Origin of the sequence: Photobacterium chitinilyticum (genome assembly GCF_004104355.1) — a bacterium.
Taxonomy (GTDB): domain Bacteria; phylum Pseudomonadota; class Gammaproteobacteria; order Enterobacterales; family Vibrionaceae; genus Photobacterium; species Photobacterium chitinilyticum.
Genome location: NZ_RJLM01000002.1, coordinates 451235 through 466741, shown reverse-complemented (window position 1 = coordinate 466741; position 15507 = coordinate 451235). Strand labels below are relative to the sequence as shown.

10 protein-coding genes are annotated in these 15507 nt (G+C 48.6%); 1 reads left to right on the top strand and 9 read right to left on the bottom strand.

Translation table 11 applies throughout. The features are described from left to right. Positions 1 to 25 precede the first annotated feature (25 nt). The 8 genes from EDI28_RS08175 to EDI28_RS08140 all read right to left on the bottom strand — a co-directional run bounded on the left by EDI28_RS08175 (position 26) and on the right by EDI28_RS08140 (position 13027). Complete coding sequence (locus tag EDI28_RS08175; protein WP_128783353.1) at positions 26 to 1930, bottom strand: bifunctional 5-dehydro-2-deoxygluconokinase/5-dehydro-2-deoxyphosphogluconate aldolase; 1905 nt, start codon at positions 1928 to 1930, stop codon at positions 26 to 28. A gap of 80 nt (positions 1931 to 2010) precedes the next feature. Then, positions 2011 to 3141 carry a Gfo/Idh/MocA family protein gene (locus tag EDI28_RS08170; RefSeq protein ID WP_128783352.1) on the bottom strand — a complete coding sequence of 377 codons (1131 nt, stop codon included), beginning with the start codon at positions 3139 to 3141 and terminating at the stop codon, positions 2011 to 2013. A 166-nt stretch (positions 3142 to 3307) separates the two neighbouring features. After that, entirely contained in the window at positions 3308 to 4033 is a 726-nt protein-coding gene (locus EDI28_RS08165) for an exonuclease domain-containing protein (RefSeq protein WP_128783351.1), read from the bottom strand. Next, the gene (locus EDI28_RS08160) at positions 4030 to 5895 is read right to left on the bottom strand and encodes a DUF294 nucleotidyltransferase-like domain-containing protein (protein WP_128783350.1); all 1866 of its coding nucleotides are present in this window, start codon (positions 5893 to 5895) and stop codon (positions 4030 to 4032) included. The genes EDI28_RS08165 and EDI28_RS08160 overlap by 4 nt, the downstream gene beginning before the upstream one ends. A gap of 65 nt (positions 5896 to 5960) precedes the next feature. After that, positions 5961 to 7664, bottom strand: coding sequence for a solute:sodium symporter family transporter (locus EDI28_RS08155; protein WP_233353313.1), 1704 nt, complete (start codon positions 7662 to 7664; stop codon positions 5961 to 5963). A gap of 133 nt (positions 7665 to 7797) precedes the next feature. Beyond that, positions 7798 to 8784 carry an inositol 2-dehydrogenase gene (gene iolG / locus EDI28_RS08150; RefSeq protein ID WP_128783349.1) on the bottom strand — a complete coding sequence of 329 codons (987 nt, stop codon included), beginning with the start codon at positions 8782 to 8784 and terminating at the stop codon, positions 7798 to 7800. Between the two features lie 542 nt (positions 8785 to 9326). Further along, on the bottom strand, positions 9327 to 11261 hold the full coding sequence (gene iolD, locus EDI28_RS08145) for a 3D-(3,5/4)-trihydroxycyclohexane-1,2-dione acylhydrolase (decyclizing) (protein WP_128783348.1): 1935 nt from the start codon (positions 11259 to 11261) through the stop codon (positions 9327 to 9329). Positions 11262 to 11518: 257 nt separating this feature from the next. Next, on the bottom strand, positions 11519 to 13027 hold the full coding sequence (locus EDI28_RS08140; protein WP_128783347.1) for a CoA-acylating methylmalonate-semialdehyde dehydrogenase: 1509 nt from the start codon (positions 13025 to 13027) through the stop codon (positions 11519 to 11521). Positions 13028 to 13338: 311 nt separating this feature from the next. Here EDI28_RS08140 and EDI28_RS08135 point away from each other — a divergent pair, with 311 nt between their 5' ends. Next, entirely contained in the window at positions 13339 to 14163 is an 825-nt protein-coding gene (locus EDI28_RS08135) for a MurR/RpiR family transcriptional regulator (protein ID WP_128783346.1), read from the top strand. 95 nt (positions 14164 to 14258) lie between these two features. Here EDI28_RS08135 and EDI28_RS08130 read toward each other — a convergent pair whose 3' ends face one another. Continuing rightward, on the bottom strand, positions 14259 to 15467 hold the full coding sequence (locus tag EDI28_RS08130; protein WP_325062639.1) for an MFS transporter: 1209 nt from the start codon (positions 15465 to 15467) through the stop codon (positions 14259 to 14261). Positions 15468 to 15507 lie beyond the last annotated feature (40 nt).

The window sequence follows — 15507 nt, the reverse complement described above, 5'->3', positions numbered from 1 at the left end:
AATAATTCGACAAAAATCACGAGGTTTAGCCTCTTTGGCGCCACAGGGTAATTAGGTTGTGATAGTTAGCTTTAATATTCTCAACAAGAGTCTTGTCATCAATTTCGCCGGCAAGCCAGGCTTTAGAGGGTTGCCCAAACAAGGTGCGCCCTACAGCAAACCCTTTGACTAAAGGTTGTTTTGCTGCCGCTGCAAAACCAGCAGCCAACACTTCTTGCGGAGCATCTAGGCCGAGCAATACCACGCCACGGCAATATGGGTCTCGTTCAATAACCAATGAACCAAGAGCATCCCAGCTTTCGCTCTGCAATGGCGGGAGTTTCCACCAATCAGGCTTCACGCCAAGGTTATAGAATCGTTTGACGGCACGAAGATAAAGCTCGTCGGTTCGTTCCATATCTGCCGGGAGGATGATTTCAAGCAGCAGCTCATGGCCACTCTTACAGCAGGCGCTGTACACTTCTTTTACCTTGGCCTCATGCTCAAGACGCAGGGCATGATCATCTTCCGGATGGAAGAACACGAGGCACTTAACAACATGCTCAAGCGGCCAATCGATCAGTTGAGATCCGATATTGCCGTGCTCAAACTCCAGCGGACGCGATCCTGGCAATTCGATTGGTCGTCCTACCCACCAGCCGTCGCCGGTAACCTCGTTAAGAACATCCTGACCGAAAGTGCTGTCGCATAGCAGGCCTAGCTTATTCTGGAGATTTGCCTCTTTTGCGACTTCACGGCTTGCCTGCAAAATAAGTTTTTTCAGTGGCTTAATACGGCTGATGTCGGCACCGACGTCACGGGCCATATTCACAAACTGGATACGGTGATCGAAAGCCATCACGCACAGCTCATTCCACTCTGTTTTACGGGCTGTTACACGGTGCAGGTGATTCAACTCACTATCAAGATCTGGACGAGGTACTTCCCCAACACGCTCTAGGTAGTTATCCAGCTCAATCTTGGTTGGCATAGCCGGGGCACAACCGTGGCGCGAAACCACCAGCGCCCCACAAGCATTGGCGTAGGTACAGGCTTTTTCCCAGCCTTCCCCGTTAAGGTATCCGCGCAGCAGGCCAGACATAAATGCATCGCCCGCACCGAGTACGTTAAGCACATCAACGCGTACCCCTTCGACGGTTATACCTTCATCCAGTGTATCCGGGATCGTATCGGTAAAGACGGAGCAACCAAGTGGGCCACGCTTGCACACCAGCTCAGCCCCTGTCATTTCGCGGACTTTACGCAGTGCTATTACGGTGTCGGTCGAACCTCCGGCAATATGAAACTCCTCTTCGGTACCGACAATCAAATCAAACAATCCAAGCACTTCTTGCAGCTGCTCGGTAACCTGCTCCGACTCAATAAAACGTGTTTCCCCATCGCCAATTGAGGTTAGTCCCCAAAGTACAGGACGGTAATCGATATCAATCGCCGTCTTCACTCCGTTACGACGTGCATACTCAAGGGCAGTAAGTACTGCATCGCGAGTTTTAGGGTGTGATAAGTGAGTCCCCGTAATTGCCAGACAACGGGCAGAGGCAATGTATTCCTCGCTAAAATCACCCCGGGTAATCGCCATGTCGGCACAATTATCACGGTAGAATATGAGAGGGAACGTATCCTCGTCCTTGATACCGAGAATAACAAGTCCGGTCAGGTGATCTTTATCGGTAATAAGGTGGCTGGTATCGCAACCAACGGTATTGAGTTCTTCACGAAGGAAACGCCCCATATGTTCATCACCTACTCGCGCCAGCATCGAGGATTTTAATCCCTGGCGGGCGGTACCGTATGCGACGTTACCGGAAGAACCACCAAGGTATTTGGCAAAGCTCCCCATATCTTCAAGGCGCGAACCAATTTGTTGACCATAAAGATCGACGGCTATCCGCCCCATACAAATTAAATCTAAATGCTTTTCAGTGTTCATGTATGACTCCTTCGGGACGGTTAACTGTCTATCGTCCCAACATGTACCTACAAACTAATTGAAAATGGAAACTAATCGGCTCAAAGTTCCTGGACCTGAATCCAGCGGCCTTGTTCATGCGACAATGCAATCGCATCCAATACTCGGGAGACTTTCCAGCCCTCTTCAAAGTCCGGCCAGATTGGTGTATCGGCTGCAAGACCGTTAATCAAATCACGCACTTCAACTGTTTTCTGGTCGTTAAAACCGATGCCGTGGCCAGCACCGCCGCAAAACGGGGCATAGTCAGGATGTTCAGGACCGACCAATAACGTCTTGAAGCCTTGTCGGTTTGCTGGCTCGTCATGTCGGTAGAGTTTGATTTCTGCCATACGTTCCTGCGTAAACATCAGGGAACCTTTGGTGCCGGTGATCACATAGTTAAGGCCCATTTTGCGGCCGCAGGCGATTCGAGAAGACTCAATCACGCCCATTGCACCATTACTAAAGCGCATCATCGCATGAGCCTGATCTTCGTTTTCGACAGGAACCATGACACTGGAACCTTCTTTTTCAGGGCGCTCTTTGATAACCGTTTGCAAATCACCACACACAGACTCCACATCACCCACTAGGTATTGAGCCATATTAACGATGTGAGCTGCCAAATCACCCAAAGTGCCAAGGCCTGCCGTTTCTTTGAAACAGTGCCAGTGGATCGGAGCCAGAGGATCAGCCATATAATCTTCATTGTGGGTGCCATAAAAATGCACGACTTCACCGATTTCGCCGTTGGCAATAATTTCTTTAGCCAGCTTGGCAGTCGGGTTCTTCATATAATTGAAGCCAACCAGTGTTTTAACACCAGCTTTTCGCGCCGCTTCCACCATTTCTTTTGCATCAGCAGAGCTCAGTGCCAGCGGTTTTTCAGAATAAACATGTTTGCCATGCTTAATCGCTTCCAGTGCCATTTCTTTATGTAGAAAGTTAGGCGAACAGATATCAACCACATCAATGTTCGGATCGGCCACCAACTCGCGCCAGTCGCCTGTTGAGCGATTAAAGCCGAACTCTTCGGCACGCCGGGCAGCGAGTTCAGGATTGATTTCCGCAACCATTTCGCGAACGAGCTTGCCCTGGAGCTGAAATACAGTAGAAACCTGAGAAAAAGCGATCGCATGAGCGCGCCCAATATACCCAGTGCCGATAAGTCCAATGCGTACTTCTTTCATAACATCCCCAACAATTAAATTGGAACCCGACGGTTCGCTATTGAAGTTCGTTTCGATATGTACTTTATACGGAATGTTTATTTCACCATCAAGACATTTCAGGATATAAATTTCATAACGTGATCAAGTTGGAATTTTCATTTCACTAACACTAAAAAGTGCCCGCTTAGGCGCGGCCATACAGTGAACGATAATAGAGAGGACCTAGGGTGGGGGGCAAACCGGCAAATATCTCTTTGAGCAAAACGAGAAACAGCTCCCCTGTGGCTACAGAATCGGCCAGCGCATTGTGAGCGAGATAACCCGGCAAGCCTTTTTCTTGTCTTATTTGGCAAAGACGGTAGTCCTTCCCTTCTTTGCCTCGATTCGTTGCAAGTGAGCGCTCGAGCATCAATGTATCGAGCCAGACGACAGGGAGGTCGGCACTACGATCGACAGCCAATGCACGGCGTAAAAAGTCCCGCTCTATTGCCGCGCCATGAGCAACAAGTATTTTCCCAGGCATACGTTCGAGCAAGTCATGAATACTCTGTTCAAGTGAAACGCCTGCTGCCAGCGTTTCAGGCGTGATATGGTTGATAACTGCAGTATCAGGTTTTACCTGCTGAGGTTTAGCCACATAAAAATGGCTAGCAGAGGATAATGACAGCGTTTGCTGGCGTATTTCGACCATGCCTATAGACAAGATGGTATCCCGTTCGGGATCAAGTCCTGATGTTTCAAAATCAACCACCAAAAATTCAAGCTGATCGATCGCCGTTTCCGGATCGGGGACAACCCGTTGGTAAAGCGGTGCCAGCTCCTCAGGAATGAAACCTCGTGCCACTCTGGTTAATCGATGCTTTTCCAACTGCACAAGAGGATGCCGAAAACGGAACAAGCGTTCTATCATGTAATCACGCCTTTAGCATTATACCGTAACAATGCCGCTTCCTGAGTTCGAGCAATGATCCGAAACGCGTCTTTAAGATGATTACGTTCGAATTGGGTGAGCAATGCAGGAGCGATCTTATTGCTGGCTGCTTTCCCCTCAATAAGGGCACTTCTCTGATGGTTGAAGCGGACCTGATTGATAAAATGAAATGCTTCCAGCAGTTCCTTTCTACTACTATCACTGATCACCTGTGCCTCTACCGCCGCCTTCAACCGGGCAGACGTTTCCGTCTCGGAACTATTCGCCGCCAGAGCATAAATTCGAGCCAGCTCCACCAGTAAATTAAGGGCCTGTGTCTTTATATTGAATACGCTGCCGTTTTCGCCATCTTTTGCCAGAACAAACTGACGGAACATTCCCAGTGGCGGACTGATGCGCAGGGAATTGGCCACTAGCACAGCAAGGAAACGGCGATTCCCTTTAGTGTACTCGGAAACACGCTGTTGCTGGCGTCTAAAAAGGGCTTCATTGCCATACAGAAATCGCGTGTCCAGAAAGACACTGATATTAAGCAATGCCTCAGCTTCCGGCTGCATCACCCACCGGCAGTAATAGCTCAACCAAGTCTCGTGCGAAACACACCACTTTGGGTTAGTTGCCATCATATAACCAGAGCAGAGAGGGTAACCACATTCGGCCAAACCAGAGCAAACATACTCGGTTAACCGACGAAAATAATCCTTCTGCCTCTCATCAGGTTCACAGGCCAGAATCAAGCCGTTATCCTGATCCGAAAGATAATGAACCTCATTTCGAGCCTGTGAGCCAGCAACAATCCAAGCATAATCGCACGGCGGCGGGCCAAACTTGCGCTCAGCAAGCAGGAGCAGGCGCTTATTAAATGCATCTGCAATCAGACTCATCATCTGTTGAATAGATCGAGGGTGAACCCCTGTTTCGGTCAGAGTTTCAAAGACAGACTGGCGTTGCAACGAGAGAGCCTTGAGCTCTGCCACCGACTCCTGACGATAAATTCGGCTGATCAGATAGACGGCCTGAACCCGACTTTTTTCAATCATACTGGTAGCGGTTAGCACACCTTTAATTTTGCCCCCCTCAACAACCGGTAGACTACGCACATTCTGCTGCATCATCAGCTCTACGGCCCGTACAAGCGGCGCATCGGCATCAATAGTACATGGCGCATCAGTCATCACCGTGGTAACAGGATCAGTGAAATCCCGCCCCTGTGCGATAACCCGTTTGGTCATATCACGATCTGTAATAATTCCCAGTAGTACCTCCCCATCCATTACCAATGCATTTGAACGATGCTGGCGCACCATTTCACCGGCTGCTTGCTGAATGGTGGCAGTAGGCTCGACGATTGCGACATTGGGATGCAAAACTCCGGCAACCGACTTAAGGTATAGTGTGTTGTCTCCCGCTTTTTGATCCCTGCTTTGTGTGCCCGCCAAACGCTGGCCTTCCTTGCCGGCAAAATGATCCCGTACTGCGGGATTCTCTGCCATCAGGAGATTGAGTACGGCCTGGGGGATCAGGTAAAGAAGGGTGTTTTCCAATGCGCAGACCGTATATTCGCAGTCACAGTCTCTTTTTAATTGGCTAAATCCGAACAGATCCCCGCTAGCCAGCCTTGCCCGTAGCGACAGATCATGATGACGCTGCTCTACCGCACCCACCCGAACCATATAAAGCCCAGCACCTACGATTCGCTCCCCGTCGAGCCGTTCACCTTTTGCTAGGTAGGAAATATCTACCGACGCTGCAAGCTGGCACCTTGCATCGGCAGGCAGCTTATCAAATGGGTCTGTATCAGAAAGGAAACTTAAAATATTGGGTAACAGTGATTGATCCATATAATTCCCCATACGGAAAAACCCCTGAGGCTATCAGGGGTTATTTTGACGTATTAATGGCTTAACTATGCGTTATCTTGCGCACGCCTAGCGACACGAGGACTTTTCATTAACTCGCGAGCAATAGACCAGAACACATAAGCCAGAGACGCGATGGCAAAAATATTGTAGCCACCCATCACCCAACTCGGTACATTTTGAGCAAGGTAGATGTACATGGATACCGAGCCTAGAGCAATCAACAACGAAACCGGCTTAACCATTGACCAAGGCTGGATATCCACTTGCTCGGTGTAGACTTCCACATATGCCTCCTGAGGGTAGAAGTAACCGACCGTCAGCATAAAGACAACGTTGACAACAAACAGTAACCCCACCAAATGGAAGAAATGAATATCAACCTGAATAACAAAGTTAAACAGAATATACGCTGACATACCGAACAGCAGACCGAGCTTGGCCGCAATCGCCGGCACACGCTTGGTCAGCAGGCCAACCAATACCACACTCAAAATAGGTGAGTTAAAAATACCCTGCAGCTGCTGGATAAGATAGAAAAGTCCATCCGGCGCATTGGCCACCAGCGGTGCAACGATCATCGCCGTTAGCGCGAGCCCCAAACCGAGGTATTTACCCACAGCAACAATCTGTGCTTCAGTGGCATCCGGCTTTAGACTCTTCTTGAAAATATTGACCGTAAACAGCGTCACTGATGAGTTCAAGCCGCCACTAAAGGTCGAGAACACCGCTCCCACCACAACCGCAGCAAAGAAACCAACCAAGACTTCCGGTAGCACCAATTGAACCAAATTTGGATACGCGTGATCCGGGTTGTCAATTTGCCCCTGGAAAATATGGAAAGCAATGATGCCGGGCAAAATGATGATAGATGGGATCATCAATTTGAAGAAAGCACACAGCAGTACCCCCTTCTGGCCTTCTGCAAGATTTTTAGCCCCCAGCGCTTTTTGCACAATTGACTGATTAGTACACCAGAAGAACATGTTGGAAACGATAAGCCCCGTAAACAAGGTCGAGAACGGCACCAGCGAATCCTTGTCACCGATCGAGTTAAACTTTCCAGGGTTGGTATTGTAGACATCCACCAGGCCTTGCCATACATCACCATCACCAACATAGGACAGAGCAAAGAAGGTCACCATTAAACCGCCGGTGATAAGGCCCACCCCGTTAATTGTATCGGCAATAGCAATCGCCTTGATACCTCCAAACACGGCGTAAATGGCCCCCATACCTCCAACGCCCCACACAACCAGCCAAAGCGCTGTAGTTTTGTCGACGTTAAATACCGTCGAAACCTGGAACAGGCTTTCCAACGCGATAGCACCGGTATAAAGCACGATGGGCAGCAGGGAAATCACATACATACCAAGAAACAGAAACGAGGTGATAGTCAGTGTCTGCTTATCAAAACGGCGCTCCAGAAACTCGGGAATGGTAGAGATACCCAGCTTGAGATAGCGCGGCAAAAAGAAGATTGCAAACAAAACGATGGTCATCGCCGCCATGACTTCCCATGCCATCACGATAAACCCGGTACGGAACGAAAGGCCGTTGAGACCAACCAGATGCTCGGTAGAGAGGTTCATCAGCAGCATCGAGCCACCGATATAGACCCCGGTAAGGGAACGCCCGCCCAAGAAGTAACCTTCAGCAGAATTAGTCAGGTGGGCGTTATGGGTTTTGTAGTATGCAAAACCTGCTACAAATAGGGTAAAACCAATAAACGAGATAAAAGCCAACATCATGTCCTCCATATCTTTCGTTTACGCATTGATTGCCAGTACCGGGCACACTCTTCGCCCGATGCTGAGGTAGGCTTACAGGAAAAACAGATAAAAAAAGGGGGCGCTGGTAGATAGCGCCCCCTGATAACGAGGACTAGAGTTTGACTTCCAGGCCCGATTTCAACGATTCAATTGCGCTATCAGCGAGCAATAGAGCCTGTTCGCCGTCATAGCCACTGCATTCTGGCTTCGCACGCCCTGCAAGTACATCTACAAAGTGATTCCACTCTGCTTTATATGCCGCGTCATAGCGCTGCAAAAAGAAGTGTTCAGGTTTAGCCGCTACGCAACCATTTTCACCCCACTGCTCAACAGCATCTTCTTTGATATTGTTCGCCGTCAGTAAGCCTTTTTCACCATGCAGTTCAATACGCTGATCATAACCGTAGCCAGAACGTCGGCTGTTAGAAATTGTCGCCATCGCACCTGAAGGGAATTTCATCACAACGAATGCGGTGTCAATGTCACCAGCCTTGCCGATCTCAGGATCAACCATATTGCTGCCCTTCGCATAGATAGAGACAGGATCCTCACCCATGATAAAACGTGCCATATCAAAATCATGGATTGTCATATCACGGAACATGCCACCAGAGACTTTCACGTATTCGGCTGGTGGTGGCGATGGATCGCGAGAAGTGATCAAGAGTGATTCGGCTTTGCCAATCGAGCCAGCACTCAGCATTTCACGCACTTTACGGAATTGCGGGTCATAACGGCGGTTGAAGCCAACAAACAGCGGAACGTTATTCGCCTTAACCGTCGCCAGGCAATCTCTGACTCGTGCAATATCGAGGTGAACGGGCTTTTCACAGAAGATGGTTTTACCGGCTTTGGCTGCCAACTCAATCAGGTTCGCATGGGTATCAGTTGCCGATGCAATCAGCACTCCATGCACATTCGGATCAGCTATCGCCTCTTCAGTCGACTGTACTTTCGCTCCATATTTTTCTGCCAGTGCATTTGCACCGTCAAGGTACGGGTCGATCACTGAATAAAGCGAGGTTTCTTTGTGTTCTGCGATGTTAACTGCGTGAACCTGACCAATACGGCCTGCACCGAATAACGCGATATTGTACATAGAGACTCCTTGGCACCGAGCTGTTTAATGCCCGACATAATTTCACGATAGGTATCTGGTCGACGACTAAAAATGTACGTAACCAAAATCAACTAAATAGATATTTGTTATTGTTCCTACTATCGGAGGACAGTAACTCACGTCTTCCTTCTGATGATTAAAATACACCAAACGAAACATTTATTTCAATCGTTCAATTATTGAATATTTTATTTTTGCTGATGACCTATCACTTTCTCTGTTCTTTTAAGTAAAACATGTCAGACAGATCACGAATATAATGTGAAGATTCATGAGAAAGGCTCTATTTTGCGTAAAAAAGTATAAAAATCGGCAAACAGCAAACCATCAGCCACTAGAAGCTTTAGGAATAAACGTTTCATCGCAGTAACCAACACACCCAGCAATAATGCAGCTGTTTCGCTTAAAGTTAACTTGGCATTGCAACAACGAAGAAAAAAAGCAAGGCAGGTAAGATGAAAGAAGCCTTCCTCCCGCATGCAATGCATACGAAAAGAAGGCTAATGGGGGTTAGGGGATAATTAGTAATGGCGCGCCTTAGTCGACAATACCTGCTTAATCTCGTCCGCCGCCGCTACGATTTCAGGATTGTCTGCCACCTGGGCCGTCCCAGTTCGCCACCAAGACTCATAACCGTGCGTCATCGTCTTTGGCAGTACCTTTATATCAATCAACGTCGCTACAGGCTGTTTCTTGGCATCTTCCAACGCAGCCAATAGCTGATCTCTTGTGTGAACGGTATAGCCTTTGCAGCCATAGCTCTCCGCGTTCTTGGCAAAATCCACCTTGACCAGCGGCCCTGTCATGCGCCCGGTATTGGGATCGCGTTGACGGTTTTCCGTTCCGTAGCTGCCCATCCCCTGCCCCATCTGCAGGTTGTTGATGCAACCAAAGCCCGCGTTATCAAACAGCAGCAAGGTAACTTTAATGCCTTCCTGGATTGCAGTTTGCAATTCCGAATGAAGCATCATGTAAGATCCATCTCCCAGCATGGCATAAACAGGTTGGTTAGGGCTGGCGATTTTTGCACCAACAGCAGCTGCAACTTCGTACCCCATGCATGAATAACCATATTCCATATGATAGGTATCGGGTTGTTTCGGTTGCCAGATACGTTGTAGATCACCTGGGAGAGAGCCCGCGGCGCCCACAATTATGGCATTGTCTTCGAGCTGGCTATCCAGTAGTCCCAGTACACCCGTTTGGGTTAACTGGGTCTTCAGCGTGTCGCAGTATTCCGGTAGCTTGTCATCAAGATGGCCTGGCACCTCTGGCACAAAGCCCGTTTCAACCTGTATCGAAAACAGCCGATCTAATTCATTTTTCCAGAGATTACGGGCATGAGATATCTCATCGCCATAGCTACTGATATAACCCGCTTGCGACAATTTAGCCTTCAGCGCCAACAGCGCCGCTTGGGCATCCGCGACAACGGGTACAGCATCAAGCTTACCTGCATCAAATTCAGCAACGTTAATAGTCAGAAACTCCACTTCCGGGTTTTGGAACAATGATTTCGATGCAGTCGTAAAATCAGTAAAACGGGTACCAACACCAATTACCAAATCGGCTTCTTTGGCTATCAGGTTAGCCGACAAGCACCCTGTCGTTCCGACGCCGCCGCAGTTTAAGGGGTGATTCGCCACGATACTGCTCTTTCCGGCCTGGGTTTCACCAAACGGAATATTGAATATCTCGGCAAACTGACGGAAAGCATCATGCGCTTCGGCATACCGTACTCCGCCCCCACACACCAACATTGGCTTTTTCTTGCGCATAATCAGTGAAAGGGCATCATTTAGCATTGCCTCTGTTGCCGGACGACGCTCGATACGGTGGACACGTTTCTTAAAGAAATACTCCGGAAAGTCATGAGCTTCACCCTGAACATCTTGAGGCAGGCTGATAGTTACCGCGCCAGTATCAGCAGGATCGGTCAACACACGCATCGCATTAATCATCGCTGTCATAAGTTGTTCAGGGCGAGAGACTCGATCCCAGTAACGCGAGACGGGTCTGAAACAGTCATTGGTACTGATGGAGCAATCGTGATACTGCTCCACCTGTTGCAAGACAGGATCAGGCTGACGTGTTGCAAATACATCCCCGGGTAAAAACAGAACAGGGATCCTGTTTGCTGTTGCGGTGGCGGCAGCGGTTACCATATTGGCAGCACCGGGGCCGACAGAGGATGTTACTGCATAGATTTTTTTGCGTTTTTGTTGTTTGGCAAACCCCATCGCAATATGCGCCATGCCTTGCTCGTTGCAGCCTTGATGAACAATTAAGTCCCCAGCATCTTGCTCAAGAGCCTGCCCAAGTCCAAGTACATTGCCATGGCCGAAAATAGTCATGACACCATGAACAAACTTATGCTCGCAGCCATCGACTTCCACATACTGTTGATTGAGAAATTTCACTAACGCCTGGGCGGTCGTCATTCTTAAGGTGTTCATAGCCAAAACTCCACATGCTTCATATCGGGCAGGGCGATTGCCAGCCCAACAAGTGCTGCCACGCACTTAGATCCAGTAATAACCTCACTATATGGAATTATTTTTTCACATCAACACCAAAATGAAACGTATGGTTCTTTTTGTGATCCCAATAGAAAAACCCTTTCATATGCCAGCGATTAACCTCCATATCAGACTTTGCTTGCTCGCACGAAAAAGACGCCCGTAGGCGCCAATAAAAGAAGAAAGCAAGGCTATTACATTGTCGGCATCGTAAAGCTGCTCGCATGATGTTCCAGGCGAACACTCGCAGGCCAGCGACTCGTCACCGTTTTCATTCGGGTGTAAAAACGAACCCCATCATTGCCATGCACGTTTAGCGGCCCAAATACAGAACGCTTCCACCCACCAAAACTATGGAACGCCATTGGCACAGGAATTGGCACGTTGATCCCAACCATCCCTACCTGAACATCTTCGCTAAACTGGCGGGCGGTTTCACCATCGCGGGTAAAGATTGCCGTTCCGTTGCCGTATTGATGACGATTAATCAGCGTCAGTGCAGTTTGGTAATCAGGTACCCGAACCACAGCAAGCACTGGGCCAAAGATTTCTTCTTCATAGATAGTCATATCCGGTGTTACACCATCAAACAAGGTCGGACCGACAAAAAATCCGTCTTCATAATCATCAACAACCAGTTCACGACCATCAACAAGCAATGTCGCTCCCTGATCTACACCCGACTTAATATAGTCACAAATACTCGCTTTATGCTGGGCTGTTATAACCGGTCCCATGTCATTTTCCCGGCCTTCTACCACACCCGGTCCCACCCGCATTTCTGCGATACGGGTTTGTAGCGCCGCCACCAAGTCATCCGCAATTTCATCACCGACAGCAACAGCAACAGATAACGCCATACAGCGCTCACCCGCCGCACCAAATGCCGCCCCCATAATGGCATTAGCTGCCATATCAAGCTCTGCATCAGGCATCATAATACAATGGTTTTTCGCCCCGCCCAGTGCTTGACAGCGTTTACCGTGCGCAGAAGCCGTCGCATAGATGTATTCTGCAATCGGTGTTGAACCGACAAAACTGACAGCTTGAATCCGTGAGTCTGTTAGAAGTACATCAACCGCTTCTTTGTCGCCATTTACGACATTGAAAACACCATCGGGTAAACCAGCCTGCTGGAGCAGTTCTGCCAGCTTTATAGCAAACGATGGATCTTTTTCTGAAGGTTTAAGTACAAATGTATTACCCGTGGCAATTGCAATTGGGAACATCCACATCGGTACCATTGCAGGGAAGTTAAAAGGAGTAATACCTGCGCACACACCAAGAGGCTGCATAAGGGAATGGCTGTCGACTCCAGTACCAACGTTCGCAGAATGCTCGCCTTTTTGCAGGTGGGGGATCCCACAGGCGAACTCGACCACTTCGAGACCACGGGTTAATTCGCCAAGTGCATCTGAATACACCTTGCCATGCTCTTGTGAAATGAGCTTGGCCAGTTCCTCGCTGTTCTGTTCCAGTAGAACTTTGAACTTGAACATAACGCGGGCACGTTTAAGTGGAGAGGTTTTAGCCCAAGCAGGAAAAGCACTATCTGCCGCAGCAACCGCTTTTTCTACTTCTTCCGACGAACTCAATACAACTTGGCGAACTTGCTTTCCGGTTGCCGGATTATAGACAGGTGCAAACCGGGAACTCTGGCTGGCAACATATTGGCCACCGATATAATTCTGGATAGTTTCCATCTTCTTCTCTCTTCTTTTCGAATTCGGATGTGGTAAAGCCTACGCCAGAACTATAATGAAATAAACATTTCATTTAAATGATTATGCGCGCGAAAATTTCATAAGTGTGACGTTGAGTATATTTCCATTAATTGCTCAATATACGTACTAAACCCTTATAAAACAGGTATCGAACCACTAATTTTGTGTGACAAATGTCAAACGAAACATTTCATTATTGGCAAATTTTAGAAGTAGCTCATGATAAAAAGGATTCCCTTGTTCTAACTATCACTCTACAATTGACCTAAATATTTCATTTTGAGGGTAATATGACAGTAGCCAAGAACCTGGCAGAATTGCAGGAGCAGATTCGAACCCGTTACAGTGACTTAAGCAAACGGCTCCAACAGGTTGCACAGTATGTCATTGATAATAATAACAGTGTTGCCTTCGATACTGTTGCCGTGATTGCCAAAGAAGCCAATGTTCCGCCTTCAACACTGATTCGCTTCGCTAACACTTTTGGCTTTAGTGGCTTTAATGAAATGAAGCAGCTATTTCGAACCAACTTGATCAAAGAGACGGCAAGTTACACCGAGCGAGTGCGATTAGTTCGTGAAATTGGCGGTGAAAATGCCTCGATTGACCGTCCCAAAGATATTCTGAACGAATTTGCCCGTGCCAACGCGCAAGCCATGCAACAACTCGCTGCACAAACCTCTGCTGACGATCTCCAGCATGCCATTGATTTGCTCAAAGCGGCAGACACCATATATGTCATGGGGCTGGGGCGATCTTTCAGCGTAGCTACGTATTTAACCTATGCGCTTCGCCACATTGAACGTAGAACCGTTTTGGTTGATGGTTTGGGCGGAATGTTCCGCGAGCAGCTGAATGTTATCAGCGACAAAGATGTTGTAGTATCAGTCAGCTTTTCTCCTTACGCAGAAGAAACCGTGATGGTCAATAATACTGCGGCACAAGCTGGTGCAAAACAAATCGTCATTACAGACAGCCAAATTAGCCCGTTAGCAACATTAAGCGATGTCTGCTTCGTGGTAAAAGAGACACAAGTTGATGCTTTCCGCTCACAGTCGGCGACATTATGCTTAGCACAGTCCATTGCCGTTGGGTTAGCCTTCCAGTCGCAGTAGATTGTTAGTGGTTATGCCATACGGTGGGCGATGTGGTTATAAGACTCCTCACGCCTACCAATTGGCTACCAAGGAACATGTGAGATTGTTGATTATTAATCCTCTCGGGGAAACATCAGGCTCACCACTATCAGGCTTACAGTACACAGCCCGCCCATCAGCAAATATGACATTGACAAGCCAATTGCCGCACTACTCCACCCCGCCAGCAGATAGGTGAAAAACCACCACAGGTGAGACAGAGAAAAATGCGCGGCAAAAAACGCTGGTGCATCAGGTTCTTTGCAAGAGCGGGTGACCAATACTCCTGCCGGCGTCTGAATACAGGACATGCCTATTCCTAATAGCAGGCACACCGCAACAAAACCCGGCCAAGACGGTGTCAATGCACCGAATAACAACGCCAGCGAAATACTCACGCCACCTGCAATCATAAATGGCCTAATAGTGCGCTTTTCCAGCCAGCCGGGCAACTTGAGCGCAACCATCATTGAGCCAAAACCGACCACAGCCATGGCCAGCGCTGTTTCTCTGTCTCCGCCTTCCAGAACCTGGTTGATATACACCACGGTATTTACAATCACCATGGCACTGGCACCTGCAGCGGCAAGATACGCTACCCACAAGGCTCTGAGTCTCGGTGTCTCCAAATAGGACTGGATACCAAATTTTAGGTTATTCCATACGCCCCTGCCGTGGTCGACAGGCATCACCGCAGGCAGGGTGCAGCTAATGATTAGCACACCAGACAGAATAAAAGTCAGCGCATCAAGAATAAACAGATCGCGAAAGCCGATCAGCAACAGCAACATCGCAGTCAGCAACGGACTGATGATCTGTTCCAAATCATACGCCATTCGACTGTAGGACAAGGCTCGAACATACTGATCCCGGTCTGGTAAAATTTGCGGCAGCGTAGACTGAAACAACGGGGTAAAACCTGCCGAGCACGCATTAATCACAAAGACCAAGACATAAATCTGCCAGCTTTGGGTGACAAGCGGCAGACAGAGGATCAATCCTGCACGGATAATATCCAACGCAAACATGAACTGCTTTCGCGGCAGTTTGTGGGCAACAGCGCCAAAAACCGGCGCCAGACCGACATAGGCGATCATCTTCAGCGCAAATGCGGTTCCCAGCACGGCGCTGGCACCTTCGGCCTCCAGCTCCCAGGCCAGCAAGGCCAGCGTCAACGAACTGATCCCAGTACCGATCAGCGAAATAATCTGGGCACTGAGCAACTTCAGATAGGTGGTATTTTTCCGCATCGGTAGCGTTGTAGTGATCGTTTCAGTTGCCATACTCATTGCCTATCGATGGTCGTTACTTCACTTAACCCGC

Bases quoted from the DNA above. Each gene is read 5' to 3' on its own strand.
- EDI28_RS08130 (WP_325062639.1), bottom strand. From the start codon at position 15,467: ATGGCAACTGAAACGATCACTACAACGCTACCGATGCGGAAAAATACC.
- EDI28_RS08175 (WP_128783353.1), bottom strand. From the start codon at position 1,930: ATGAACACTGAAAAGCATTTAGATTTAATTTGTATGGGGCGGATAGCC.
- EDI28_RS08160 (WP_128783350.1), bottom strand. From the start codon at position 5,895: ATGGATCAATCACTGTTACCCAATATTTTAAGTTTCCTTTCTGATACA.
- EDI28_RS08155 (WP_233353313.1), bottom strand. From the start codon at position 7,664: ATGATGTTGGCTTTTATCTCGTTTATTGGTTTTACCCTATTTGTAGCA.
- EDI28_RS08165 (WP_128783351.1), bottom strand. From the start codon at position 4,033: ATGATAGAACGCTTGTTCCGTTTTCGGCATCCTCTTGTGCAGTTGGAA.
- EDI28_RS08135 (WP_128783346.1), top strand. From the start codon at position 13,339: ATGACAGTAGCCAAGAACCTGGCAGAATTGCAGGAGCAGATTCGAACC.
- EDI28_RS08170 (WP_128783352.1), bottom strand. From the start codon at position 3,141: ATGAAAGAAGTACGCATTGGACTTATCGGCACTGGGTATATTGGGCGC.
- iolD (WP_128783348.1), bottom strand. From the start codon at position 11,261: ATGAACACCTTAAGAATGACGACCGCCCAGGCGTTAGTGAAATTTCTC.
- iolG (WP_128783349.1), bottom strand. From the start codon at position 8,784: ATGTACAATATCGCGTTATTCGGTGCAGGCCGTATTGGTCAGGTTCAC.
- EDI28_RS08140 (WP_128783347.1), bottom strand. From the start codon at position 13,027: ATGGAAACTATCCAGAATTATATCGGTGGCCAATATGTTGCCAGCCAG.